The 25,158-nt window shown below is 66.0% G+C and carries 25 protein-coding genes; 17 read left to right on the top strand and 8 right to left on the bottom strand.

Annotated features, from left to right (window positions below; genetic code table 11):
* Positions 1–94 precede the first annotated feature (94 nt).
* Complete coding sequence (locus EWH10_RS16745) at positions 95–2,245, top strand: TonB-dependent receptor (RefSeq protein WP_065847631.1); 2,151 nt, start codon at positions 95–97, stop codon at positions 2,243–2,245.
* Positions 2,245–3,327, top strand: a complete 1,083-nt coding sequence (locus EWH10_RS16740) for a PepSY-associated TM helix domain-containing protein (RefSeq protein ID WP_130030086.1) — start codon at positions 2,245–2,247, stop codon at positions 3,325–3,327. The genes EWH10_RS16745 and EWH10_RS16740 overlap by 1 nt, the downstream gene beginning before the upstream one ends.
* Here the strand turns inward: EWH10_RS16740 and EWH10_RS16735 are convergent.
* The 3 genes from EWH10_RS16735 to EWH10_RS16725 are packed head-to-tail and all read right to left on the bottom strand — an operon-like array spanning position 3,306 to position 6,358.
* Positions 3,306–4,049, bottom strand: a complete 744-nt coding sequence (locus EWH10_RS16735; RefSeq protein ID WP_025548476.1) for a metallophosphoesterase family protein — start codon at positions 4,047–4,049, stop codon at positions 3,306–3,308. The two genes, EWH10_RS16740 and EWH10_RS16735, sit on opposite strands and share 22 nt — an antisense overlap.
* Complete coding sequence (locus EWH10_RS16730) at positions 4,033–4,806, bottom strand: nucleotidyltransferase family protein (RefSeq protein WP_065847455.1); 774 nt, start codon at positions 4,804–4,806, stop codon at positions 4,033–4,035. The genes EWH10_RS16735 and EWH10_RS16730 overlap by 17 nt, the downstream gene beginning before the upstream one ends.
* A gap of 52 nt (positions 4,807–4,858) precedes the next feature.
* On the bottom strand, positions 4,859–6,358 hold the full coding sequence (locus EWH10_RS16725) for a CoA-acylating methylmalonate-semialdehyde dehydrogenase (protein WP_065847452.1): 1,500 nt from the start codon (positions 6,356–6,358) through the stop codon (positions 4,859–4,861).
* A gap of 100 nt (positions 6,359–6,458) precedes the next feature.
* Between EWH10_RS16725 and EWH10_RS16720 the strand changes: the two genes are divergently transcribed.
* Positions 6,459–7,367, top strand: a complete 909-nt coding sequence (locus EWH10_RS16720; protein ID WP_065847450.1) for a LysR family transcriptional regulator — start codon at positions 6,459–6,461, stop codon at positions 7,365–7,367.
* A 48-nt stretch (positions 7,368–7,415) separates the two neighbouring features.
* Here EWH10_RS16720 and EWH10_RS16715 read toward each other — a convergent pair whose 3' ends face one another.
* A complete protein-coding gene (locus EWH10_RS16715; protein ID WP_065847448.1) occupies positions 7,416–8,636 on the bottom strand; it encodes an NAD(P)/FAD-dependent oxidoreductase in 1,221 nt (406 codons plus the stop codon).
* Positions 8,637–9,164: 528 nt separating this feature from the next.
* Between EWH10_RS16715 and EWH10_RS16710 the strand changes: the two genes are divergently transcribed.
* Entirely contained in the window at positions 9,165–10,193 is a 1,029-nt protein-coding gene (locus EWH10_RS16710) for an AraC family transcriptional regulator (RefSeq protein ID WP_044660980.1), read from the top strand.
* A 169-nt stretch (positions 10,194–10,362) separates the two neighbouring features.
* On the opposite strand, the gene EWH10_RS16705 is transcribed toward EWH10_RS16710, so the two are convergent.
* Genes EWH10_RS16705 through EWH10_RS16690 form a run of 4 tightly spaced genes read right to left on the bottom strand, consistent with a single transcriptional unit; the run spans position 10,363 to position 12,725 of the window.
* On the bottom strand, positions 10,363–10,665 hold the full coding sequence (locus tag EWH10_RS16705) for a non-heme iron oxygenase ferredoxin subunit (RefSeq protein WP_065847446.1): 303 nt from the start codon (positions 10,663–10,665) through the stop codon (positions 10,363–10,365).
* Entirely contained in the window at positions 10,662–11,180 is a 519-nt protein-coding gene (locus EWH10_RS16700; RefSeq protein WP_065847444.1) for a nuclear transport factor 2 family protein, read from the bottom strand. Before EWH10_RS16700 ends, EWH10_RS16705 begins: the two co-directional genes overlap by 4 nt.
* Positions 11,150–11,518 carry a hypothetical protein gene (locus EWH10_RS16695; protein ID WP_065847442.1) on the bottom strand — a complete coding sequence of 123 codons (369 nt, stop codon included), beginning with the start codon at positions 11,516–11,518 and terminating at the stop codon, positions 11,150–11,152. The genes EWH10_RS16700 and EWH10_RS16695 overlap by 31 nt, the downstream gene beginning before the upstream one ends.
* Positions 11,519–11,531: 13 nt before the next feature.
* Positions 11,532–12,725 carry an aromatic ring-hydroxylating oxygenase subunit alpha gene (locus tag EWH10_RS16690; protein WP_025548488.1) on the bottom strand — a complete coding sequence of 398 codons (1,194 nt, stop codon included), beginning with the start codon at positions 12,723–12,725 and terminating at the stop codon, positions 11,532–11,534.
* A gap of 295 nt (positions 12,726–13,020) precedes the next feature.
* Here EWH10_RS16690 and EWH10_RS16685 point away from each other — a divergent pair, with 295 nt between their 5' ends.
* The 13 genes from EWH10_RS16685 (at position 13,021) to pcaD (ending at position 25,140) form a co-directional block, all read left to right on the top strand.
* Complete coding sequence (locus tag EWH10_RS16685) at positions 13,021–15,426, top strand: TonB-dependent receptor (RefSeq protein ID WP_065847440.1); 2,406 nt, start codon at positions 13,021–13,023, stop codon at positions 15,424–15,426.
* A 5-nt stretch (positions 15,427–15,431) separates the two neighbouring features.
* On the top strand, positions 15,432–15,959 hold the full coding sequence (locus EWH10_RS16680; RefSeq protein WP_229742683.1) for a nuclear transport factor 2 family protein: 528 nt from the start codon (positions 15,432–15,434) through the stop codon (positions 15,957–15,959).
* A 134-nt stretch (positions 15,960–16,093) separates the two neighbouring features.
* Positions 16,094–17,329 carry an aromatic ring-hydroxylating oxygenase subunit alpha gene (locus EWH10_RS16675; protein WP_065847438.1) on the top strand — a complete coding sequence of 412 codons (1,236 nt, stop codon included), beginning with the start codon at positions 16,094–16,096 and terminating at the stop codon, positions 17,327–17,329.
* A 10-nt stretch (positions 17,330–17,339) separates the two neighbouring features.
* Positions 17,340–17,684 carry a hypothetical protein gene (locus EWH10_RS16670; protein WP_065847434.1) on the top strand — a complete coding sequence of 115 codons (345 nt, stop codon included), beginning with the start codon at positions 17,340–17,342 and terminating at the stop codon, positions 17,682–17,684.
* A 30-nt stretch (positions 17,685–17,714) separates the two neighbouring features.
* Positions 17,715–19,022: an acetamidase/formamidase family protein gene (locus EWH10_RS16665; protein ID WP_065847431.1), complete on the top strand. Its 1,308-nt coding sequence runs from the start codon at positions 17,715–17,717 to the stop codon at positions 19,020–19,022.
* A 5-nt stretch (positions 19,023–19,027) separates the two neighbouring features.
* Positions 19,028–19,243 (top strand): hypothetical protein, encoded by a 216-nt coding sequence (locus EWH10_RS16660; RefSeq protein WP_025548496.1) that lies wholly within the window; start codon positions 19,028–19,030, stop codon positions 19,241–19,243.
* Positions 19,244–19,330: 87 nt separating this feature from the next.
* The gene (locus EWH10_RS16655; RefSeq protein WP_065847428.1) at positions 19,331–20,500 is read left to right on the top strand and encodes a muconate/chloromuconate family cycloisomerase; all 1,170 of its coding nucleotides are present in this window, start codon (positions 19,331–19,333) and stop codon (positions 20,498–20,500) included.
* Between the two features lie 4 nt (positions 20,501–20,504).
* On the top strand, positions 20,505–20,795 hold the full coding sequence (catC, locus tag EWH10_RS16650; RefSeq protein WP_065847426.1) for a muconolactone Delta-isomerase: 291 nt from the start codon (positions 20,505–20,507) through the stop codon (positions 20,793–20,795).
* Between the two features lie 25 nt (positions 20,796–20,820).
* Positions 20,821–21,711 (top strand): dioxygenase family protein, encoded by an 891-nt coding sequence (locus EWH10_RS16645; protein WP_061937024.1) that lies wholly within the window; start codon positions 20,821–20,823, stop codon positions 21,709–21,711.
* A 15-nt stretch (positions 21,712–21,726) separates the two neighbouring features.
* The gene (locus EWH10_RS16640) at positions 21,727–22,500 is read left to right on the top strand and encodes a CoA transferase subunit A (protein WP_229742682.1); all 774 of its coding nucleotides are present in this window, start codon (positions 21,727–21,729) and stop codon (positions 22,498–22,500) included.
* On the top strand, positions 22,500–23,156 hold the full coding sequence (locus EWH10_RS16635) for a 3-oxoacid CoA-transferase subunit B (protein ID WP_065847909.1): 657 nt from the start codon (positions 22,500–22,502) through the stop codon (positions 23,154–23,156). The genes EWH10_RS16640 and EWH10_RS16635 overlap by 1 nt, the downstream gene beginning before the upstream one ends.
* Positions 23,153–24,355 carry a 3-oxoadipyl-CoA thiolase gene (gene pcaF / locus EWH10_RS16630; RefSeq protein WP_130030085.1) on the top strand — a complete coding sequence of 401 codons (1,203 nt, stop codon included), beginning with the start codon at positions 23,153–23,155 and terminating at the stop codon, positions 24,353–24,355. Before EWH10_RS16635 ends, pcaF begins: the two co-directional genes overlap by 4 nt.
* Positions 24,355–25,140 carry a 3-oxoadipate enol-lactonase gene (gene pcaD / locus EWH10_RS16625; protein WP_171009923.1) on the top strand — a complete coding sequence of 262 codons (786 nt, stop codon included), beginning with the start codon at positions 24,355–24,357 and terminating at the stop codon, positions 25,138–25,140. The genes pcaF and pcaD overlap by 1 nt, the downstream gene beginning before the upstream one ends.
* The last annotated feature ends 18 nt before the right edge of the window (positions 25,141–25,158 follow it).

Raw genomic sequence — 25,158 nt, 5'->3', positions numbered from 1 at the left:
AGGCCCGACCCGCAAAACACCCTTCTTATGCTGCTAATGACTTGCAACATCCTGCTCATTTGGCTAGCGGACGAGCAGCCTTATGGGGGAAAGAATGCATATCCGCTCGTCTGTCCTGTTCGCCACCAGCGCGCTCGCGCTGTTGAGCCAGCCTGCGCTGGCCCAGTCCGAACCTGCAGCCGAGGATGCCGGCCCGATCATCGTGACTGCGGCGCGCACGATCCTGCCCGCCAACGCCCTGCCGCTGACCATCGACGTCATCGATCAGGAAACGCTCAACCAGCAGGTCGCAATCGGCGGGTCCATCGTCGATGCGGTGTCCGCGCTGACCCCCTCCTTCTCGCCGACGCGGCAGAAGCTGTCCGGCGCGGGGGAGACGCTGCGCGGCCGCTCGCCGCTTTATGCGATCAACGGCATTCCGCAGACCGCTCCGCTGCGCGACGGAGCGAGGGATGGCTTCACCATCGATCCTTTCTTCATCGACCGGGTGGAGCTGATCTACGGCTCCAATGCGCTGCAGGGGATCGGCGGCACGGGCGGCATCGTCAACCAGGTGACCGTTGCGCCTCCCCAGGCGGATGGACTGACCGGCCGGATGTTGGTGCAGGGCAATGCCGACACCGGCTTTCGCAGCGACGGCATCGGGGGCAAGGTGGCGGGGCTGATCGGCTGGCGTTCCGGGCGGTGGGATGCGACGGTGGGCGCAGCCTATGAGAAGCGCGGCGCCTTTTACGACGGCCATGGCAATCGCGTCGGCACCGACCTGACCCAGGGCGAGACGCAGGATAGCCGGAGTTGGTCGTTGTTCGGCCGCTTCGGCTATGCGCTCAGCGACAGCGCCCGGCTGGACCTGACCATGAGCCGCTTCCAGTTGAAGGGAGAGGGCGATTATGTCGCAGCGGACGGTGACTATCGCGTCGACCGGCCGACCACCTCTGTGCGCGGCACGCCGCCGGGCGTTCCCGCCACCAACCGTACCGAAAGCGCGGCGGTGACACTGACCGACAGCGATTTGTGGGGCGGCAATTTCATCGCCCAGCTCTTCTTCAACCGCTCGCGCGACACCTATGGCGGGGAGGTGGCGCCGATCGCCAGCTTCCAGGACCCGCGCATCGCGCCCAGGGATACGCTGTTCGACCAGTCGCAGAACCGCAGCCGCAAATATGGCGGCAAGATCAGCTATGAACGCGCGATGCCGGGGTTCGAGGCGCTGACCGCCACCATCGGCTTCGACGCGCTCTATGACCTGACCGAACAGCGGCTGATCGCGACCGGTCGGACCTGGGTGCCGCCGACCGACTATCGCAGCCTCGCGCCCTTCGCCCAGTTCAATCTGGCGCTGTTCGACAAGAAGCTGCGCGTGGCGGGCGGATTGCGTCATGAGGATGTGCGCATCAGCATCGACGACTATCATACCCTCTGGACCTATGGCGGGGGCGTCGACGTCGCGGGCGGCAGGCCGACTTTCAGCGATACGCTGCTCAATGGTGGCGTGATCCTGGAACCCTGGGCCGGCATCCGCGCCTATGCCAGCTATGCCGAGGGCTATACCGTGCCCGATGTCGGCCGGATCGCCCGGGCAGTCGCCACGCCCGGCGTCGACATCGACGATTATGTGAATATCAGCCCGATCGTCTCCAACAACCGGGAGATCGGATTCGAAGTGAAGCGAGGCCCGATCGACGCCAGCGCGGCCTATTTCTGGTCGACCAGCAAGAACGGATCGCTGCTGGTGCAGAGCGGCGGAGTGTTTGAGGTCCAGCGTCAGCGGGTGGAAATACAGGGGCTGGAACTGAACCTGTCGGCCAGGACGCCTTTGCCGGGGCTGACCCTCTCGACCGGCTATGCCCATCTGATCGGTCGCACCGACGGATCGGACAATGGCATCGACAAGGTGGATCGCGATCTGGACGGCGCCAATATCTCGCCTGACCGTCTGAACCTGGCCGCCAGCTATGTGCACGGTCCGGTTTCAGCGCGCATCCAGACGCAATTCTTCCTGTCCCGGCAGTTCGAACGGACGCCGGGCGCCTATCCGCCGCTCTACCGGTTCGACGGCTATGACGTGACCGATCTGTCGCTGCGTTACCAGACCCGGTTCGGGGCATTGACGCTCGCGGCGCAGAATATCTTCGACACATTCTACATCGATTATTACAGCCAGACCGTCCGGCCCAATGACAACGCCCATTATTTCGCGGGACGCGGCCGCAATTTCACCCTCTCATGGGACTATAGGTTCTAGTGAAGCTGATCGACACCCTCCATCGCTGGACCGGCGGGCTGATCGGGCTGCTGCTCGCCCTTCTGGGCCTTAGCGGCGCGTTGCTGGTGCATAAAAATGCCTGGACCCTGGCGCCCCATGCCGGCGACCCGCGCGTGGAGGATGTCCGCCAACTGGCCGAGACGACGCAGCGCATCATGGCCGATCCGGCGGGACGGCCCCAGTCGATCAGCTATGCGTCCGATGATTTCGGGTTGCTGAAGCTGCTGTTCGACAATGGCGGCGGCGCCTATGCAGACCAGCGGGGTGCCATGGTGACGCGGTGGAGCAGCCAGTGGGAGCGGCCCGAACTCTGGCTGTTCGACTTCCACCATCATCTCTTTTCCGGCGAGACGGGCGATTGGGTGATCGGCATCGCCGCGCTTTGCGGCCTGTTCTTCGTGTTCACCGGCCTCATCCTCTGGTGGCGCACGCGGCGGACTTTCGAATGGCGCCTATGGCCGGCGCGGATGAGCCGCCCTGCGATCGTGCGGCATCACCGCGATCTGGGCGTCGTCGTCGCGCCGCTGCTGCTGCTGTCGCTGGTCACAGGGGCCGTGCTGGTGTTCCGGCCGATGGCGGCGCTGCTGTTCGGGCCGGGGGCGCCAGCGCAGATCGACAAGGCGCTCGCTCCACCGCCGCCGCGCGACGCCAAACTCGGCGAAGGGCTTGACTGGGCGGCCATGGTCATGACGGCCAAGGCGCGCTTTCCCGATGCGGAGTTGCGCAGCCTCAGCCTGCCGCGCAAGGATAATGGGTTGATCGCAATCCGCATGCGGCGGCCGCAGGAATGGCTGCCCAATGGCCGCACCACCCTCTGGTTCGCGGCGGACAGCGGCGCGCTGGTTGCGGCGCGCGATGCCGCGACGCTGCCGATGGCGGTGAAGGGCTATAATCTGCTCTACCCGCTCCACGCGGCGAAGGTCGGCGGTCTGGCGTTCAGGCTGGTCATGACCCTGTCGGGCCTGGCGATGACGCTGCTCGGCACGCTGACAGTCTGGACCTTCTGGTTCAGGCGTCCCGTAAAACCGGCGCGTGCTCGTCAAATGGCGATCAGCGCGTAGGGACGGTCGAACCGCTCCGACAGGACGAACTGCGCGCAATTATAGACCGGAACGCCGCCGGGCGTTTTCCCCTCAAAGGCGCCGCGATGAGCGTGGCCGTGGACGGCGAAGCGGACATTGTCGAACCTGTCGATCGCCTCGGCCAGCCGTGAGGAACCGAGAAAGGGGAAAATCTCCTGCGGCTCCCCCTGCACCGTGTCCACCACCGGCGCATAGTGCAGCACGGCCACGGTCCGTTCCGTCCGCAGGGATCGCAGCGCATTTTCCAGTTTGCGTGCCTCGTTGATCGATTCCTCGACGAAGCCCTTGATCGCGCTTTCCCCGAAAGCGCCAAGCTCCCCCCGGCCGAAACCGCCGACAAAGCCCTTTACCCCGGCAAAGCCGATGCCCTTTATCTCGACCGCCTGATCGTCCAGCACGGTCACGCCCGCGCCGCGCAATATCTGCGCCACGACCTCAGGCTGGCCGCATTCATGGTCGTGATTGCCCAGTACCGCGACCGTCGGAATGGTGCAGCTTCGCAGGTCTTCGGCCAGTATTTCGGCCTCCCGCGTCTTGCCGAAATTGGTGAGGTCGCCGCATAGCGCCAATATGTCCGCCTGAGCCGAAATCTCCTCGAACATGGCGCGGTAGCGATGTTCGGACGCATCGGTGACATGTAGGTCCCCGACGGCGGCGAGGACAAGGCTGTCCTTGGGCCGCGGCTCACTGGTTGCGATCATGGCTCTCCTCCAGCCCCTTGCCGACCACGTCGGCAAAGCCCCAATCGGTGATGTCGACCAGATAGTCGCGCGGCGACAGCAGCCGTCCCCGGCACACCCGCAGATTGGGGACAGGCAGTTCGGCGCGGGTCTGCAAGCGCCCCAGCAATTCCTCGAACAGCCAGAGCGGAATGCAATGGCGTTCCGTCGGATAGATGAAGCGGAAGTTCAGCAGGTGGATGAGCAGCACTTCCCAGTGCAGTTCCATCGCGTCCAGCAGGCGTTGCCAGTCGATATGTTCATGCTGCCGCAGGATGATATGCGCGACGTCCGCGCCGTCATAGCGGTAGCGGTCCTGGATGAAGACCTTCGAGAGGATGAATTCGGTCGGCGGCGTGATCCGCACCGTCGTGCCATAGACCTCCGCATGGGAGACATCGCGGAACCATTCCTCCGTCACGGGCAGGCTGGCGGAGGAGATGTTGTAGATGACGTCGAAGAAATTGCCGTCGCGCCAGACCTTGCCGATCCAGCGTTCATCCTCGAATTCGACGCGATGTCCCAGCGCCTTGAAATAAGCGAGGATGCGGGGCGCGTCGCCGGGCTTGCAGAAGACGTCCAGATCCTTGGTCGGCCGCATGATGCCGGTATGGCATCCCAGCGCATAGGTGCCCGACAGCATGAACGGGATGCCGGATTCCACCAGATGCGCAAGGCTTTCGGCGTAGAATTCGGCAGCCTCCGGCGGGGGATCGAAGGTGACGGGGTACTGGCTCATCACCCTGGGGAACGGACAAGCGGGCGCTTCCGTTCCCCTGCCGGGCAGAAGCCTATCGCATCGTCGGGATGACGAAGCTCTGGTCGATCACCGCGCCGCCATCGGGCCAGCGCTGTGTGATCTTCTTGGTGCGGGTGTAGAAGCGCACGCCGTCCATGCCATACTGGTCGAGATCGCCGAAGCCCGAACGCTTCCAGCCGCCGAAGCTGTGATAGGCGACCGGCACCGGGATCGGCACGTTGATGCCGACCATGCCGACTTCGACATCGGCGGCGAATTTGCGCGCATAGTCGCCGTTGCGGGTGAAGATGGCGACGCCATTGCCATATTGATGCTTCGACGGATAGCTGAGCGCCTCCTCGAAGCTCTGGGCGCGCAGGATCTGGAGCACCGGGCCGAAAATCTCGTCCTGATAGCTTTTCATCTGCGGCGTTACCCGGTCGATCAGCGTCGGGGCGAGATAGAAGCCCTCCTCATAGCCCTGAAGCGAGAAGCCGCGCCCGTCGACCACGATCTCCGCGCCTTCGTCGGCGGCCATCTGGATATAGCTTTCGACACGGGCCTTGTGCACGCCGGTGACGAGCGGGCCATATTGCGCGTCGGGATCGGTAGGGATGCCGGGGCGCAGCGTTTCGATGGCGTCCAGCAGCTTGGCGCGGAAGGCGTCAGCGGTCGCCTCGCCCACCGGTACGACCACCGGCAGCGCCATGCAGCGTTCGCCCGCCGAACCATAGGCCGCGCCAACGATGTCGGCCACTGCCTGATCCATGTCGGCGTCGGGCAGGATGATGCCATGATTCTTGGCGCCGCCCATCGCCTGCACGCGCTTGCCGTTCTGCGCGCCGCGGGCATAGACGTAATTGGCGATGTCGGACGATCCGACGAAGCTGACCGCCTTGATGGCGGGATGGTCGAGAATGGCGTCGACCATCTCCTTGTCGCCATGGACGACGTTCAGGATGCCGGCGGGCATGCCTGCCTCCATGGCGAGTTCAGCGAGGCGCACCGGGACGGAGGGGTCGCGTTCCGAGGGCTTGAGGATGAAGGCGTTGCCGCAGGCGATGGCCATGGCGCTCATCCAGAGGGGGATCATCGCGGGGAAGTTGAAGGGGGTGATGCCAGCGGCGATGCCCAGCGGCTGGCGCATGGAATAGACGTCGATGCCCGGACCCGCGCCCTGGGTGTATTCGCCCTTCAGCAGATGGGGGATGCCGCAGGCGAATTCGACGACTTCCAGGCCGCGCTGGATGTCGCCCCTGGCATCAGCGACGACCTTGCCATGTTCGGAGGAGAGCAGGACGGCCAGTTCGTCCATATTCTGTTCGATCAGTTCCTTGAAGCGGAACATGACGCGGGCGCGGCGCTGCGGGTTGGTGGCGGCCCATTCGGGCTGGGCGGCGAGGGCGGAATCCACCGCCTTCTGGAGATGGGCGGCGGTGGCGAGTTCGACCTGCGCCTGGACCGCGCCGGTGGCGGGGTTCAGCACGTCGGACAGGCGGGCGCCGGCGAGCGGGGCGGATTGTCCATGAATGAAATGAGTAATTGAACGCATTTTTCCGGTTTCCTCTCCTGCCGGTGGATGGCTTTGGTATAGACGGGTCAGCTTTGCAGATATACGGGTATGTGGACACATTGGTTGTGCGGATTTGCCCATGCTGAATTCCGACGAACTGCGCCTGTTCCTGGCCGTGATGCGGGAGGGCAACATGCTGGCCGCCGCGCGCCGGGTCGGGGTGGATCATAGCACGGTCGCCCGGCGCCTGACCAATATGGAGGCGACGCTGGGCGCGCGGCTGTTCGACCGCAGCCCGCGCGGGGTGACGCCCACGCCCGCCGCCTTCGCGCTGGTTTCCCATGCCGAGCGGATCGAGAGCGAGCTGCTCGCCGCGATGAGCAGCGTCGCGGGGCGCGACCGGGAGGTGGAGGGGACGGTGCGGCTCGCCACGCCGGAGGCCTTTGCCAGCCATCTGATCGCGCCGCGCGTGGCCGAGTTGCGGGAGCGCCATCCGCGCCTGACGCTGGAGCTTGCGTCCGAAAGCAAGGCGGCCAGCCTGTCGCGGCGGGAGGCGGAGATCGCCGTGATGCTGAAACCGCCACCCAAGGGACGGTTCGTGACCCGCAAGCTGGCCGATTACCGCCTGGGCCTCTATGCGTCGAAAGCCTATCTGGCGCGGGAGGGGGTGCCGACGGGGCGGGGCGACCTGAGCCGTCATGTCTTCGTTTCCTATATCGAGGAACTGGCCGGGTTCGCGGAGATGATCGCGCTGGACCAGCTGTTGCCCGGCGCGGCCATCGTCTTCCGCGCCAGTTCCAGCGCCGCGCAGCATGCGGCGGTGGCGGCGGGGATGGGGCTGGGCGTGCTGCACGTCTTCGCGGCGGCGGAGGACGAGCGGCTGGTGCAGTTGTTTCCGGAGTCGATGCCGGAGTCGATGCCGGAGTCGATGGAGGTGTGGCGCAGCTATTGGCTGGTGATGCATGCCGATCTGCAGAGGCTGCCCAGGGTGCGGGCGGCGGCGGATTTTCTGGAGGAGGTGACGCGGGAGATGCGGGAGCGCTTATAGGGGCGCGGGCCGATCCCCGACCGCCGCCTTCGGCGGGAGATCGGGCGTTCAGGCCGCCATCTTCACGGGGATGGCGGGATCGGCCAGCTTTGTCCGGTCGACCGCGACGCCCTTCAGGATCAGGGTGCGGGCGCCCATGAAATCCCTGGGGCTGTTGATGGCGTCGACCGCGATCACCCGGCCCCCGCGCAGATAGAGGGCGGTGAACGGACCGTTTTCCGGATCGCCGCGCACGACCATGTCGTCGGCATCCCGGTTGAGGCCGGCGGATTGCAGCCTGATGTCATACTGGTCGGACCAGAAGGTCGGCAGCGCGCGATATTCGGCCGGCGCCCCCAATATGGTGTCGGCGGCGGTGGCGGCGGAATCCATCGCATGCTGCACGGATTCGAGCCGCCAGAGCCCGCCCGCATGGGGATTGGGGTGCCGCGCGCAGTCGCCTATCGCCAATATGCCTTCCGCCGAGGTCCGGCAATATCCGTCCACCAGCACGCCGCCGTCGCAGGCGATGTCCGCCTGTTCCGCGAGCGCCGTTTCCGCATCGATGCCGATGCCGACGATGGCGATGTCGACGGGGATTTCCCCGCCCGAGGCCAGGCGGATGGCAGAGACGCGATCCGCGCCGGAAAAGTCCGCAATCCGTTCGCCCAGGCGCAGGTCGACGCCCCGGCGGCGATGCTGCCGTTCGAAGAAATCGGAGAGCAGGGGGGAGGTGACGCGCTGGAGGACGCGGGGCTGCGCCTCGATGACGACGACTTCATGCCCCATTTCGCGCGCCGCCGCCGCGACCTCCAGCCCGACATAGCCCGCGCCGACGAGGCCGACGCGGCCGCCGCCGCGAAGCCCCGCCCGAATGGCGTCCACATCCGCGACGGTGCGCAGATGATGGATGCCCGGCAGGCCGGAACCGGGGCAGCGCAGGGTGCGCGCCCTGCCGCCGGTCGCCAGCACGCACCATCCGAAGCGGATCGTCCGGCCATCGTCCAGTTCGGCGCGCCGCCCGGCGGGATCGAGCGAACGGACCCTGCATCCCAGTTCGAACCGGACCCGCTGTTCGTCCCAATAGCCGCTGTCCCGCAGCAGCAGCCGGTCGATCTGCACGGCGCCGACCAGATAGGCCTTGGAGAGGGGAGGGCGGTCATAGGGCAGGCAGTCCTCTTCGCCCGCCACGGCGATGCTGCCGGCAAAGCCCTTCTGCCGCAGCGCAATGGCCAGATGCGCGCCCGCATGGCCGCCGCCGACGATGAGGACGTCCGTTTGCTCGTTCAATGCGATTCTCCTCCCCTGTGCGCGGTCGCCGGGCGACGATCCGGCGCGTTTCCGGGCCGTCGCGGGCGCGCCGCCGCCGCGCCGCGCGAACGGATTGCCGGGCGGCGAGGGGCAACGGCCTGTTTCTCATCGACATTGCGGATCGTTCGGGCCGGCGACAGCCCATGCCGATGCTTCGAAGCTGGGCCAAAATCGCCGCGGCAACTATCCCCTGAGCGCAGGCCTTGCCCTGATCGCGCGGTCTTTTCGGGCGGCAGGCTTGACCCGGCCCTGTAATAAGAGTGTCATCGCGAAAGGGACGAGGCTGTAACGACATCCAGCCATGACGGCCTGCAAATGGCGGTCGTCCGCGCTTCCGGCACGCTGCGTTCCGGATCGCGGGACCGCCATGTCCGGCGCGTCATTTTCCGGATGTCGATGCAGCCGAGGGAGGGCCGTGTCGATGATCCGTCGCCGGGGTGGGCAGCGTCCACCGGAGCGAGGCAGGCGTTTCAAGCCGGGTCGGGGACCGGGCCAGGGAGGACGAGCATGTTGACGCAAATGGCTGCGCCGAGCCGCTTCTGGAATGGCGAGGCGCTTCCGCTGGTTCAGTGGAACAGGTTCAGCAGCACCGACGCGGGCGATGTCGAGGCGCATATGAGCCGGATGTTCTGCCCCCACAGGCTGGACGTGCAGGGCGGGCGGCCGCCGATCGATTTCCGCCACAATCAGGCGCAGCTCAAGGCGCTGACCTTCAACGCGCAGGATTATGGCAATCCCTTCGGGCGGATTTCCATCGACGTGCCGCAGATGGGGCAGATCTATCTGGTGCAATTCTCGCTGACGGGCACGTCCTTCATCACCCATGACAGGGACAGTTTCAGCCTGGCGCCCGGCGAGATGTGCGTGCTGGCCCCGGATTCGCATTTCCGCCAGACGTTCGAGGCGGGCTACAAGCATTTCACCATCAAGATACCCAAGGCCGATCTGGAGCAGGTGCTGGCGAGCGAACTGGGGTTCCGGCCGGACGATCTGGTCTTTTCGACCCGGCCGGTGCCGCTGGTGGGGGCGGCGCAGGCCTTTGCCCATCTGGTCCGTACTATCTGCGACGACATCGATTACGGGCTGACGGGCTATACCCATCCCCGCGCGAGCGGCGCGGTGGAGGATACGCTGAAGCGCCTGCTGCTGGCGGCGGTGCCGCACAATCATTCCGAACTGTTCGACAGCGCGCCATCCGGGCCCGCGCCCTATTATGTGCGGCGCGTCGAGGATTTCGTGCGGGGCCATGCGTGCGAGGCGATCTCCCTGATCGACATGATCGAGATTTCCGGGGTCAGCGCGCGGTCGCTGCATGCGGGGTTCCGGCGGTTTCGCGGGGTGACGCCGATGGTTTACCTCAAAAATGTGCGGCTGGACCTGGCGCGCAAGATGCTGCTGGGCGGCGTGGAGGAGGGGCATAGCGTGACCGATGTCGCGCTGGCCTGCGGGTTCAGCCATTTGAGCAAATTCGCGCGTGACTATGCGGAGCGGTTCGGGGAGCGGCCCTCGGCTACGTTGCGGCAGTTGAAGGGGTGAGGGGCGGGCGCGTGTCAGTTCTGTTCCGGTGGGATTGAGGCGCAGCGTACTCCTGCGAAGGCACTCGAACGAGACGAGTGGCTCGTGAGAGTCCAGTTCCAGCGGCGGGACTGGGTTCCTGCCTTCGCAGGAACAGGGTGGAGGTTTGACTTAAGCGCTGCACCGACCATCAGGGCGCGATATGCACCGCGCCGTCGATGATCTCTACCGCATAGGTTTTGAGCGCGATGGAGCAGGGGGCCGCGCAGGCCGCGCCGGTCTTGATGTCGAAGCTGCCGAGGTGGAAGGGGCAGACGATCTTGCCATCCTCTATCTCGCCTTCCGCCAGCGAGGCTTCGCCATGGGTGCAGAGGTCGTCGGTGGCGAACACCTCCCCGTCCAGCAGATAGACGGCGATGCCGTGGCCGCCGTCCAGTTCGACGCGGTGCACTTCGTCTTCGCTGAGATCGTCGATTGCGCAGAGGCGGATCATGGGGCGAACGCTTTCTTGATCGCCCAGGGGGGCGTCGCCACGCCCTGCACGCGCAGGTCCAGCTTCACGGACGTGAATTTCCATTCTTCTTCCTCATATATTGTCAGGCTGTCGTACCAGCCGCCCAGCCAGCGATCTTCCGGGCCGGAGTCCCCGGCCATGGTGGACAGTTCCCAAAGATACCAGCGGCAGCGCGCCGAGCGGGCGTCTTCCATAAATTCGACATGGGGGGCGACCATATAGTGGATCGACCACAGCACCTGTTCGGCGGCGATGCGGGCGAGGCCCTGGGCAATGGCGGCGGCGCCGTGGAAGGTGGCGAAGCCCTCCGCCGACCAGGTGGCGTCCGCGTGGAACAGCGGTCGCATGATCGCCGGATCGTTCCTTCGGTCCGCGCCGTGGGCGTAGCGCGCCACGAGACCTTCCATCTCCTGGCGCGCTTCGATGCGGAACAGCCGTTCCTCCATGGGCAGGGGGGCCATATTCAGGCGGCCATCGGGCGCAGCCCGCGCCATGTCTCCTGCCCGCCATGGACGGCGACGAAGCGCGCCTCCTCGAACGCATAGGGGACGCCGGGGGAGCCGGAATATAGTTCGATATGCGGGGCGACCTCGGCCAGCGAGAGGGCGAGATTGTAGAGGGGGTGGTGGCTTTCCGGCAGCGCGCCCAGCGGGAAGCGGTCGACCTCCGCCAGCGCGTCCGGCAGGCGGGGCAGCATGCGGTCGTAGAAGGCGCGCAGTTCCGCCGCGTTCGACGCCTGCCGCTTGCGCTGGCGCTGGTCGGCCGTCGGCAGGTTCCAGTCGAGGCAAAGGGAGAGGTCTTCGAAGCCGGTGGGCAAAGTGGGTTGCGTCATGGTCTTTTCCCCCTCACGCATTGACATATCGGTCGACCACGGCGGCGCTGTGGCGGATGAGGATTTCGTCGTCCTGGAGATTCTGGACGAGCTTGGCGCGGGACTGCATCGCCCTTTGCGTGTCCTCCATGGTGGCGGTGTCCTCCAGCCAGGCGTTGCGCTGGAGCGTCATCGCATGTTCGATGGCCCAGCGTTCGGCGTTGGTCTTTGGCGGGCGGACATAATAGCGGCCCTCCCAGAGCGTGCGGTTATGGGCGATGGGCCAGAATTGGTGGGTGAACCAGATGCCTTCCGACACGTGGATCAGCGTGTTGGGGAAGAGGACGCTGAGTTCGAAGGCGAAATCGTCGCGCTTGTCCGGGTTGATCGCGGGGGGCAGCATGGTTTCGGCGCGCTGGGTGACGAGCGAGGCGCCGGCGATGCTATTGGCGATGCCCGCGACCGGGGTGGGTTTCGCGCCCAGCGTCAGGCAGACGGCGCAGCTGCGGTGCGGGCCCATCAGCTTCACATTTTGCAGCCCGGTGGAGAAGGTGTTGGGGAAGGAGCCGGCATGGATGGTGTCGACATGATAGGCCTCCGCAAAGGCGTCGTGCGCGACCTTCCAATTGCATTCCAGTTCGGTGTGGTAGGTGAACTGGTAGCTGAGTTCGGCAAAGGGGAAGCCCGCGAAATGCGCGGCATAGTCGCCCAGAAAATCGGTCAGGCTGTTGTCCGGATTTTCGGCCAGGTTGACGAAGATGAAGCCTTCCCAGACATCGGTATGGATCGGGGTGAGGCCGTTCCGCTGCCTGTCGAAACATGGGTAGAAGCGTTCCTCGCTCGGCACATGTTTCAGCGCGCCGTCCGCGCCATAGACCCAGCCGTGGAAACGGCAGGTGACGATGGCCGCCTTGCTGCGGCCGAAGGTTTCCGGGCCGGTTTCGGTGACGACGGTGTTGCCGCGATGGGCGCAGACATTGTGATGGGCGCGCACGACATCGTCCTTGCCGCGCATCAGGATGACCGACGTGTCGGCGGCGGCGAGGCGCTTGACCTTGTAATCGCCCCTGTCGGGGATTTCGTCGACGCGGCCGACGCAGAGCCAGACCTTCCTGAATATCTTCTCCCGTTCCCGTTCATACCAGTCCGGGTCGATATAGGGTTCGATGGAGATGGGGCCCGATCCCAGTTCGGGATGTTCGTGTAACCAGCGATGCGCGTCGTTCATCATCCTGTCCTTGCCGTTGCATCGGTTGTCGTTGCGGCTTCCGAATGCGTGAAATCGGCATGGATGATGTCGGCGCGCGCCATGCCCCGCTAGCCCGATCCGGTGCGCCTTAGCCTGGGGGCGCATCAAAGGCGCGGGGGGACGGAAGCGGTGCGGAAGGGCTTTTTCGCGGTTCCTCACTCCGTCGCGCTCAGATGATGAACTTCGCGGGATCAGGCTAGCGCGGCTGGCCGATCTGGGTTCGATTATGGCGGTACCAGAAAAACAAAATGCCAATCGAGACGGGGAGTCAAATATGGAAGATGAAAGCTGCAAACCCATATCGTCCGGCCGCGCGGCCCGGCGTCTGCAATCGGGTTCGGTGCGCGCGCTGGTCGCCGGGCTGGCGCTGGCGTCCGGAGCGCCCGTTCTGGCGCAGCAGGCGCCGGAAGACCCGGCTGCGAGCCAGAATAGCGGTATCGCGGAAATCACCGTCACCGCCCGTCGCCGCGCGGAGTCGCTTCAGGATACGCCGATCTCCATCTCGGCGGTGACTTCGGAAGGTCTGGCGCAGCGGGGGATCGATAATGTCACGCAGATCGGAGACTTCACGCCGAATGTGAAGTTCAACAGTTCGGTGCCGGTATCGGCCAGCAACGCCACGGCGGCGATCTTCATTCGCGGCATCGGGCAGAATGACTATCAGCTTTCCGCCGATCCGGGCGTGGGACTGTATCTGGATGGCGTCTATATTTCGCGGGGGGTCGGCAATGTGCTCGACGTCCTCAATGTCGAGCGGATCGAGGTGCTGCGCGGGCCGCAGGGGACTTTGTTCGGCCGCAACACCATCGGGGGCGCGGTGAGCGTGGTCACGAAGAAGCCCGCCGACGATCCGGGGGCCAGCCTGGAGCTGACGACCGGCAGCTACGACCGGGTGCAGATCAAGGGCTCGATCGACGTGCCGCTGGCCGAGGGGGTCTATACCAGCCTTTCGGGCTTTTATCATATGCGCGACGGCTATGTGAAAGGCACGGTGCCGCTGGCGCCGGACCTGGGCGACACCAATACGATGGCGGGGCGTTTCGCGCTGCGGCTGGAGCCGACGAGCAAGCTTTCCATCAACATCGCCGTCGACGGCACGCGGTCGCGGGAGGAAACCGCGCCCAACGTCATGCTCGCGGTCGATGAGAACGCGCCGGCGGCGCAGGTGTGGAACGGCCTTTATTCGGGCGCGGCGGGCATCTGCACCGACCTGTCCAACCCGGCCCGGCTGTCCGACACGCGCTGTTACAACAGCCAGTGGGCGCAGGCGCCCTATCGCCATGGCGGCACGTTCCGGGCGGTGTCGAGCGTCTTCGACAATTTCGGGAAGCGCCGTTACCAGTCGGCGTCGGACCTCAATATCTGGGGCGTTTCCGGCACGGTGGAATGGCGGCTGGGCGAGAATGTGTCGGCCAAGTCCATCACCGCCTACCGCAAGGTGACGGGTTTCTGGACCCGCGATTCCGATCATAGCCCGGCCAGCATCGTCCAGACCAAGAGCGACTGGAAGCAGGATCAGTTTTCGGAAGAATTGCAACTGATCGGCGATGCGCTCGACAGTCGTTTGAACTGGGTCGTCGGCGGCTATTATTCGAAGGAAAGCGGCAATCACCAGGATCTGGTCAACATTGTCGACGCCGTCTTCATGAGCGGTGCGATCCTCGATGGACGGAGCCTTGCCGCCTTCGGTCAGGCGACGTTCGAGATCGTCCATAATCTCAGCCTGACCGGCGGCATACGCTGGACCGAGGACAAGAAGACATTCGACAATGGCAATCAATATGTCGTGGCGGCGGGCTTCCTGACGGGGCAGCCCTTCAATCCCGACGGGTCGGGGTTGCAGGACGGCGATCCGCTGATGGGCCCGCCCGGACGGACGACGATCAAGGACCGCGCCTGGACGCCGATGGCCAGCCTTTCCTATCGCTGGTCGCCCGAATTCCTGACCTACGCATCCTATTCGCAGGGGTTCAAGGGCGGCGGCTTCACCCAGCGCGTCTTCCCGCCCTTCGCCAATATTCCGTCCTTCCGGCCGGAGACCAGCACCACCTACGAAGTCGGCTTCAAGTCCGACCTGTTCGACCGGCGGCTGCGGGTGAATGGCGCGGCCTTCGTCAACGATTATGACGATCTGCAGATCACCGTGAACGATCCGCGTCTGGGTTTCGCGCCGATCATCCAGAATGCGGCGAAGGCGCGCATCAAGGGGCTGGAGCTGGAAGTGCAGGCCCGGCCGACCGAGGCGCTGAAGCTGGAGGCGGGGCTCGGCTATCTGGACGCGAAATATCGGCAGGTGGACATTCGGGCGCTCAACAGCGGCGTGACCAGGGATTCCCATTTGCAGAATGCGCCCAAATGGACGCTGAGCGCGGGGGCTTCCTACGACATCCGGGTCGACGGGGTGGGCCGGTTCACGCCGCGGGTCGACTGGTCCTACCGGTCGAAGGTCTATAATGACGCGGTGAACAGCCCGCTGCTGATCCAGAAGGGCTATCATCTGGTGAACGCCTCCATCGGCTATAGCGACGAGCCGGAAAGCTGGCTGATCACGCTGGGCGTCAAGAACCTGACCAAGCAAGTCTATCTGGGATCGGGCTTCGTGGATTCCTTCGGCGGGATCACGGAGGGGGCGTTCGGGCGGCCCCGCGAATGGTTCCTGAGCGCGCGGCGGACCTTCTGACAATCATGCGGGCGCCGGTCTTCCCGGCGTCCGCCCTGGCGGGCGAGGACGGCATGGCGGAAATATGGGAACGCAGGGTCGAGCGGCTGGAGGCGTTGCGCGACATCGATGCGCTGATCGTCGACCTTTCGCGGGCCTTCGATGCGGGGCCTTCGGCGGAGATGCTGCGGCCGCTTTTCACCGAGGATGCGGTCTTCCGGGTCGACCGATACGGGCTGTTGTCGGGCGGGGAAGCCATCGCTGAGGGCGTGGCGGGCAATGCGGAGCAGGGGTTCAGATGGACCCTGCATTATCTGGTTTCGCCCAAGGTGACGCTCGATCCCGCTTATGAGCGGGCGGGCGTGGAATTCATGCTGTGGGAGGTTGCGACCTCAGCCAGCGGGCGGGCCTATTGGATCGGCGGGCGCTATGTCGCGGACGTGCGGAAGATGGCGGGCGGCTGGCGGTTCGGTGCGCTGGAACTGCGGGCCGATCTGATCTCCCACTATCCCGATGGGTGGCGGGACAAGCCGGAGGCTTTGGGAGATGCGTGAAGTTGGAGCATGTCCTGTCAGGAAAGAGGAGGGCTTCGACAGGCTCAGCCCGAACGGGGGCGGGTCGGCACGCTGTTGCCCTGGGTCCTGTGGCGAAGAAGCGATAGAGTTTACGGGAAATATCGGAGAGTAGGATGACCACGACATGCACGGCGGAAGACTTGCGCCATATCAACCGCAGCGTCGATGATATTCGCGAAGAACTGGGCGTCGATCCGGTATCGGTGCGGGCGATCAGCGATCCGGCCATTTACGAACTGGAGCGGGAGAAAATCTTCAGCAAAACCTGGCTGAAGGTCGCGACAATTTGGGAACTGCCCCATGCCGGCGACTATAAGGTCAAGGAACTGCCGGTGGCGGACGCATCCGTGCTGATCGTGCGGGGCAAGGACGGGCGGATCAGGGCCTTCCACAATGTCTGCACCCATCGCGGGAACAAGGTCGTGCCGAGCAGCGGTTTCGAGACCTTCGGGCGGTCGCGCGCCAATGTCGTCACCTGCCGCTTCCATGGCTGGGTGTTTTCGACCGACGGGCCGCTGCGTTCCGTGCCGATGAAGGAGAAGTTCGGCAAGCTGGATACCGCCTGTCTTGGCCTGCGCGAAATCCATTGCGATAGCTGGGAAGGTTTCGTCTTCATCCATTTCGACCCCGAACCGGCGCAGACGTTGACCGACTATCTGGGCGATTTCGGCCGGTTGTTCGGCGGCTATCCCTATGCGGAATCGACCACCGCCTTCCGCTATTCGACGGTGCTGAACTGCAACTGGAAGGTCGCCCATTATGCCTTCAGCGAAGGCTATCATGTGCCGACCATCCATGCCGGATCGCTGCCGGGCTTCAAGGGGGTGGAGCATGGCGATTTCAAGCTGATGGGGCCGCATGCCTCCTCCACCATCTATGGGGCGGGGATGGACACGGCGCCCTCGACGCTGGCCTTCGCGTCGATGCTGAGCACGACCGAGCGCCACCGGCCGCGGCCCGACCAGTTGCCGCCCGCGATCAACCCGGAGCGGCGGGCGGATTTCCAGTTCGAACTGCCCAATCTCTTCCCCAATTTCATCATCCATCTGGCGTCGGGCTGCGGCTATCCGGGCATGTCCTTCTTCACGCATCAATTCTGGCCGCTCGACCATGGGCGGACGCTGTGGGAGGGGATCAACTATTTCCGGCCAGCCCAGAATGCGGCGGAGCAGGTGGCGCAGCAGCATGTGAATGCGCTGCATCGGAACGCCTGGCTGGAGGATACCGCCACCATGGAGGACACTTTCGCCGGCATCATGTCCGGATCGATCGACGCGATGCAGTTGATGGACCAGGAATTCCTGATCCGCCACGCGGCGCGCACGCTCGACACTTATCTCGCGGCTTGAGGACTTTAGCATGACCGACCCGATACTCCCCGCGCCCTTTGTCGATCTGGCGCCGCTGGCCGCTCATTGGGCGCGGCCCAGCGAGAATGAGCGCAGCGAGATACGCTGGAGCGCCAGCGCCGCCGATTTCAGGGCGCTGTATGAGGCGATGATGCCGCGTCTGGACGCAATATTGCGGCTGTTGTCGGAGCATCCGGCCAGCGGCATGCCGGAGGATGTCCATAATCTCTTCCTGCTGGCCTGCGCCTTTGCCGAGGCGTCGCCGCATCATGAGCTTTATGGGGGCAGCAGCGCCGTTCCCTTCAGCTTCGATGCGCGGCGCTTCGTGCGCATGGATGGCGATGCCGCGCTTTGAGCGGTCCCATAGCAACAAAGGGTAGTTCCAATGTCTGACGCGCGTTCGCATATCGAGGTTCATGACTATAGCGGCGGGATCGTCGGGCCGGGCATCGCGCCGGCCGGGACCGTTCGCGACGGCGGCACCATCCGCACCGGCACGCCGCCGGGCTGCTGGGGGCCGATGATCACGCCGAAATTCCAGGGCGGGCATGAAGTCACCCGTCCCGTGCTGGTTGAAGGGGCGGAGGTCGGGGACGCCATTGCCATCACGCTGAAGACCGTGCGGGTGACGTCGCTCGCCACCTCTTCGGGCGTGATGGAATTTGTCGAGGGGCGCTATGTGGGCGATCCCTTCGTCGCGAAGCTGTGCCCGAGCTGTGGCACGACCGCGCCGTCCAGCCATATCGAAGGGATCGGGGACGAGGCGGTGCGCTGCGACAATTGCGGGGCGGAGGTGAATGCGTTCCGCTTTTCCAACGGCTATGTCATCGTGCTGGACCGGGAAAACAATGTGTCGCTGACCGTGAGCAAGGATGTCGCGGAACGGATCGCAGGCGACGCGCGGAATATTGCGGCCATTCCGGACGGGGCGGACCAGCATTCGATCCTGGCGCTGGCGCGGGCGGATATTGCGGGCCTGGCGAGCCGCATGCGGCCTTTTCTGGGCAATATCGGCACGATGCCGTCCCGCGACCTGCCGGATTCGCATAATGCGGGGGATTTCGGGTCGTTCCTGATCGATGCGCCCCATGGCTACAGCTTCACGCAGGAGGAGTTGGACCGGCACAAGACCGATGGGCATATGGACACCAATTCGGTGCGGGAGGGCGCGATCCTCATCTGCCCGGTCAAGGTGCCCGGCGGCGGCGTCTATATGGGCGACATGCATGCGCAGCAGGGCAATGGCGAGATTGCCGGCCATGCCACCGACGTGTCGGGCGTGGTCGAGCTGGAAGTGAAGGTGATCAAGGGGCTGAAGCTGGACGGCCCGATCCTGTTGCAGCATCGCGACGACCTGCCCTTCCTGGCGCAGCCGATGAGCCGGGAGGAGCGCGCGGCGGTCGGGCGGCTGGCCGAGCGCCATGGGCAGAAGGTGATAGAGGACAATGCGCCGATCACCTTCATCGGTTCGGGGCCGACGCTGAACGACGCGACCAGGAACGGGCTGACCCGCGCCGCCGAGGTGACGGGATTGCCCTATGACGAGATCCTCAACCGGGCGACCATCGCGGGATCGATCGAGATCAGCCGGTTGCCCGGCGTGGTGCGCGTCACCTTCCTCTGTCCGACGCCGATCCTGGAGCGGATGGGCGTGGCGGAGCTGGTGCGGCGGCAATATGGCACGCAGGCGTGATCGCCATGAGCGGGGCGAAAATGCCGGGATCGGTCGTCATCGGCCGCGATGTCGTGGACCGCATGCTGCATCTGGAGACCGGCCGGACCGACGAGGCGCTGAACGCGCGGTTCGGCATCAGCTATAATAGCTGGCGCAAGATCATCGCGGGGCGGCCGGTCCGGTCGTCCATGGCCGCCCGGCTGGTGCGGCGCGTCGAGAGCATCGAGCCGGGTGTCTGATACCTTGCCGGTATGAAATCGAACCGAAACGGCATTTTCCCTTGCCGCTCGGCCTTTCTATCTGTTCCGGACTGCAACGGAGAATTCATGGCGTCCTCCATCACCATCGATAGCGTCGAGGCCTTCATACTCGACGTGCCGACCATCCGGCCGCATGTGCTGTCGGTCGCGACGATGCGGTCGCAGGCGATGGTCATCGTCCGGCTGGTCTGTTCCGACGGGGTGGAGGGGATAGGCGAGGGAACGACCATCGGCGGCCTCAGCTATGGCGCGGAAAGTCCAGAGGGCATCAAGCTGGCCGTCGACACCTATTTCGCGCCGGTCCTGACCGGGGCGGACGCCACGCGCCCGGCCGCGATCATGGCTCGGCTGCGCAGGGAGATCGCCGCCAATCATTTCGCCAGGAATGCGGTGGAGACGGCGCTGCTCGACGCGCAGGGCAAGCGGCTGGGCGTGCCGGTCAGCGAATTGCTGGGCGGGCGGGTGCGCGACCGGTTGCCGGTGCTCTGGACGCTGGCCAGCGGCGATACGGCGCGCGACATAGAGGAGGCGGAAGCGATGCTGGCGTCGCGCCGCCACGACGCCTTCAAGCTCAAGATCGGGAAGCGCCCGCTGGAGGCCGATGTCGCGCATGCGGCGGCGATCAAGAAGGCGCTGGGCGACCGGGCCAGCGTGCGGGTCGACGTGAACCAGGCGTGGAGCGAGGTGACGGCCAAGCGCGGGCTGGCGATGCTGGCCGATGCGGGCGTCGACCTGGTGGAGCAGCCGATCAGGGCGAGCAGCCTTTCGGGCATGGCGCGGCTGACCGCGATGGGCCGCCTGGCGGTGATGGCGGACGAGGCGCTGTACGGGCCGGAGACGGGCTTTGCCTATGCCGCCGCCGGGGCCGCCGACGTGTTCGCGATCAAGATCGCCCAGGCCGGGGGGCTGACGGCCGCCAGGGGGCTGGCGGCCATTGCCGAAGCGGCGGGCGTGGCGCTCTATGGCGGCACCATGCTGGAGGGGGGCGTGGGGACGGTCGCGTCGGCGCAGTTGTTCGCGACCTTCGCCGATCTCGCCTTCGGGACGGAGCTGTTCGGGCCGCTGCTGCTGACCGAGGAGGTGCTGGCGCAGCCGCTGGACTATTCGGACTACAGCCTTGCCGTGCCGGACGGGCCGGGCCTTGGCATCGCGCTGAACCCCGACGCGGTCGCCGCCTTCCGCCGCGACGCGCCCGCGCGCACCACCGTCCTTCTTTCCGGACAGGCGAAGGGATAGGCCGATGCTGTTTCACGTCACCATGGATGTCCATGTTCCGCACGGTTGCGACCCGGTGCGCTTCGAGCAGTTGAAGGCCGCGGAAAAGGCGCGTTTCCAGCAGTTGCAGCGGGACGGGACATGGCGGCACATCTGGCGGGTGGTGGGCCGGTACAGCAATGTCAGCATCTTCGATGTGGAGGACAATGCGCAGCTCCACGACCTGCTGACCAGCCTGCCGCTCTATCCCTTCATGGAGGTGAAGGTGACGGCGCTGTGCCGCCATCCTTCCTCGCTCCATGACGACGATCGCTGATATTCAAACTTCCGGAGAGGTGAACATGACCGAAGATTTCGTGAACGGCGCAGCGGTCCAGGCCCTGCTCGACCGGGCCAGCGGCCTCGATGCCGAAGGCGGCGACGGGCGGCTGAAGGCCATCGTCCGCGAGCTGGCCGAAGCGGTGATGAGGACCATCGTCCGCCATGATGTGAGCGAAAGCGAATTCTGGGCCGCGATCCAGTATTTCCAGGAAGGCGCCGCCGAATTCGGCCTGATCGTGCCGGGCGTGGGGCTGGAGCATTTCATGGACCTGCTGATGGACGCCCGGGATGCCGAGGCGGGCAGGACCGGGGGGACGCCGCGCACCATCGAAGGGCCGCTCTATGTCGCGGGCGCGCCGCTGGTGGAGGGGGACGTCAACCTGAGCGACGATCCCGACGATACCGGCACGCTGTACATGAGCGGCGTGATCAGGGGGCCCGGGGGGGAGCCTGTCGAGGGTGCGATCCTGCACGTCTGGCACGCCAATTCGCAGGGCTGGTATTCGCATTTCGACCCGACCGGCGAGCAGACGCCCTTCAACAACCGCCGCCGCATCCGGATCGGCAGCGACGGGCGCTACAGCTTCCATTCGAAGATGCCCAACGGCTATAGCGTGCCGCCCGGCGGGGCGACCGACCGGCTGATGCGGGCGCTGGGCCGCCATGGCAACCGCCCGGCCCATGTGCATTTCTTCGTCGAGGCGCCCGGCTATCGCACGCTGACGACGCAGATCAACTTCGGGGACGATCCGTTCGCGGCGGACGATTTCGCCTTCGCCACGCGGGAAGGCCTGCTGCCCGTGCCGAACCGGCAGGGCGATGCCGCCACCATCGTCTTCGATTTCGAGCTGCAGAAGGCCGGCGCTTCCACCGAGGAGGGTTTTTCGTTACGGGCCCGCGCAGCGGTTTGAGCAAGAGGCTTTTCCATGCAGAAGATTGTCGATAGTCCGAGGCGCGCGCTGGAAGGCCTGTTGTTCGACGGCATGACGATCATGTCGGGCGGATTCGGGCTTTCGGGCAATCCCGAAAGCCTGATCCCCGAGATCCGGGCATCGGGCGTGAAGGACCTCACCATCATCTCCAACAATGCGGGGGCCGACGGGTTCGGGCTGTGGATGCTGCTGGAGAGCCGCCAGGTGCGCAAGATGATCTCCTCCTATGTGGGGGAGAACAGGCTGTTCGAGAGCCAGTATCTTTCGGGAGAACTGGAGCTGGAGCTGAACCCTCAGGGCACGCTGGCCGAGCGCATCCGGGCGGGCGGCGCGGGCATCCCGGCCTTCTACACCAAGACGGGCGTGGGCACGATGGTGGCGGAGGGCAAGCCGGTCGAGACCTTCGAGGGGGAGGAATATGTGCGGGAGACCTGGCTGCGCGCCGACCTTTCCATCATCAAGGCGTGGCGCGCGGACCCCGCGGGCAACCTGATGTTCCGCAAGACGGCGCGCAACTTCAACCCGAACATGGCGACGGCCGGCAGGGTCACGGTGGCGGAGGTGGAGGAGATCGTGCCCGAGGGCGGTTTCGACCCCGACTGCATCCATACGCCCGGCATCTATGTCGACCGCATCGTGCTGAGCACCATCAACGAGAAGCGGATCGAGAAGCTGACGACGCGTCCGCGTGAGATCGGGGGGGCGCGTGAGACCGGGGGGGCGCGTGAAACCGGGGGCGCGCGAGAGACCGTGGGAGGGGCGGCCTGATGCCCTGGACCCGCGACGAGATGGCGGCCCGCGCCGCGAAGGAACTGCGCGACGGTTATTATGTGAACCTGGGCATCGGCATTCCGACGCTGGTGGCGAACCATGTGCCCCGAGGGGTGAACGTCACGCTGCAGAGCGAGAACGGCATGCTGGGCATCGGCCCCTTTCCCCATGAGGGGGAGGCGGACCCGGACCTGATCAACGCCGGCAAGCAGACGATCACCGCGCTGCCGACCAGCAGCTTCTTCTCCTCCGCGGACAGTTTCGCGATGATCCGGGGCGGGCATATCGACATGGCCGTGCTGGGCGCGATGGAGGTGGCGGCGAACGGCGACCTCGCCAACTGGACCATCCCCGGCAAGATGGTGAAGGGCATGGGCGGCGCGATGGACCTGGTCGCGGGCGTCAAGCGCGTGGTCGTGGTGATGGACCACAGGTCGAAGGACGGCAGCCCGAAGATATTGGAGCGCTGCACCCTGCCGCTGACCGGCAGGGGCGTGGTCGACCTGATCGTCACCGATCTGGGCGTGATCGCGGTGGACCGCAGGGCGGGCGGGCTGAGGCTGGTCGAAACGGCGCCGGGCGTCACCGTGCAGGAGATCGCGGCGGGCACCGGCGCGCCGATCGACATCGCCGGCGTGGCTGCCGCCGCATGAGCGAGGCCTTCCTCTGCGATGCGGTGCGCACCCCCATCGGCCGCTATGGCGGAAGCCTGGCGGGCGTCCGTGCCGACGATCTCGCCGCCATCCCGTTGCGCGCGCTGATCGGGCGGAGCGGCGTCGATCCCGCCGCCGTCGACGACGTGATCCTGGGCTGCGCCAACCAGGCGGGGGAGGACAACCGCAATGTCGCGCGCATGGCCGCGCTGCTCGCGGGGTTGCCCGACAGCGTCGGCGGATCGACCGTCAACCGGCTCTGCGCGTCCGGACTGGACGCCGTGGGCTCCGCCGCGCGGGCCATCCGCGCGGGCGACGCCGAACTGATGATCGCGGGCGGGGTGGAGAGCATGAGCCGCGCCCCCTTCGTCATGCCCAAGCCCGAGAGCGCCTATTCGCGCAGCAATGCGATCCATGACACCACCATCGGCTGGCGCTTCGTCAATCCCCGGATGAAGGCGCTCTACGGCGTCGATTCCATGCCTGAGACGGGCGAGAATGTGGCGGCCGACTTCGGCATATCGCGCGCCGATCAGGACGCCTTCGCCCTGCGCAGCCAGCAGGCGGCCGCCGCTGCGCAGGCATCGGGCTATTTCGCCGAGGAGATCGTGCCGGTCGTCGTCGCGGACCGCAAGGGTCGCGAAACCATGGTCGACGCGGACGAACATCCCCGCCCGGACACGACGATGGGGATGCTGGCGGCGCTGAAGCCGGTGGTGCGGCCGGACGGCACGGTGACGGCGGGCAACGCATCGGGAGTCAATGACGGCGCGGCGGCGATGATCGTCGCCAGCGAGGCGGCGGCGAAGACCCATGGACTGACGCCCCGCGCCCGCATCCTGGGCATGGCGAGCGCCGGCGTGCCGCCGCGCGTCATGGGCATCGGGCCGGTGCCGGCCACGAGGAAGCTGATGGCGCGGCTGGGCCTGTCCATCGACCGGTTCGACGCCATCGAGCTGAACGAGGCATTCGCCAGCCAGAGCCTGGCGGTGTTGCGGGGGTTGGGCCTTGCCGACGACGACCCGCGCGTCAACGCCCATGGCGGGGCGATCGCCCTGGGCCATCCGCTGGGCATGTCGGGCGCGCGCATCGCGATGACGCTGGTGCATCGTCTGGAACGGACGGGCGGCAGGCTTGGCCTAGCGACGCTGTGCATCGGCGTCGGCCAGGGGCTGGCGCTGGCGGTGGAGTGGGTCTGATGGAGAAGCGGTTCGTCACGACCGGCGACGGATGCCGCATCGCATGGCGGATGGACGGACCGGAGGATGCGCCCGTCCTGCTGCTGTCCAATTCGCTGGGCACCGGGCTGGAGATGTGGACGCCGCAGATGGCGGCGTGGACGCGGGCCTTCCGTGTGCTGCGCTACGACCAGCGCGGCCATGGCGCGTCGGATGCGCCGGCGGGCGGCTATTCCATCGACCGGCTGGGGCGGGACGCGATCGAGCTGCTCGATGCTTTGCGGATCGACGCGGTGGATTTTTGCGGCCTGTCGCTGGGCGGGATGGTCGGGCAATGGCTGGGCATAAGGGAGCCGCGCAGGCTGCGGCGGCTGGTGCTGGCCAACACGTCGAGCTTCATGGGGCCGCCCGCCGCCTGGGACGCGCGGATCGCGCTGGTGCGCGAGCGGGGCATGGCGCCGTTGGCGGAGGCTTCGGTCGAGCGCTGGTTCACCGCGGCCTTCGCCGCGCGCGGCGGGGACGCCATCGCGCCTGTCGCCGCGATGCTGCAGGCGACCGATCCGCAGGGCTATGCCGGCTGCTGCGCGGCGATCCGCGACATGGACATGCGGCGGACGGTGACGCTGATCGAGGCGCCGACGCTCGTGATCGGGGGCACGAAGGACCCGGCCACCCCGCCGCCGCACAGCGAGGCGCTGGGCCGGTCGATAGCGGGGGCGCGGCTGACGATGCTGGAGGCGGCGCATCTCGCCAATGTCGAGCAGCCCCAGGCCTTTGCAGAGGCGGTGACGGCGTTTCTTGGCTGAGCCGAAGTCCGTCCTGCG

It is taken from the genome of Sphingobium fuliginis (assembly GCF_004152845.1).
GTDB classification, from domain to species: domain Bacteria; phylum Pseudomonadota; class Alphaproteobacteria; order Sphingomonadales; family Sphingomonadaceae; genus Sphingobium; species Sphingobium fuliginis.
Note: the sequence above shows the minus strand (reverse complement) of the source record. Positions and strands in the feature narration are given on the sequence as shown.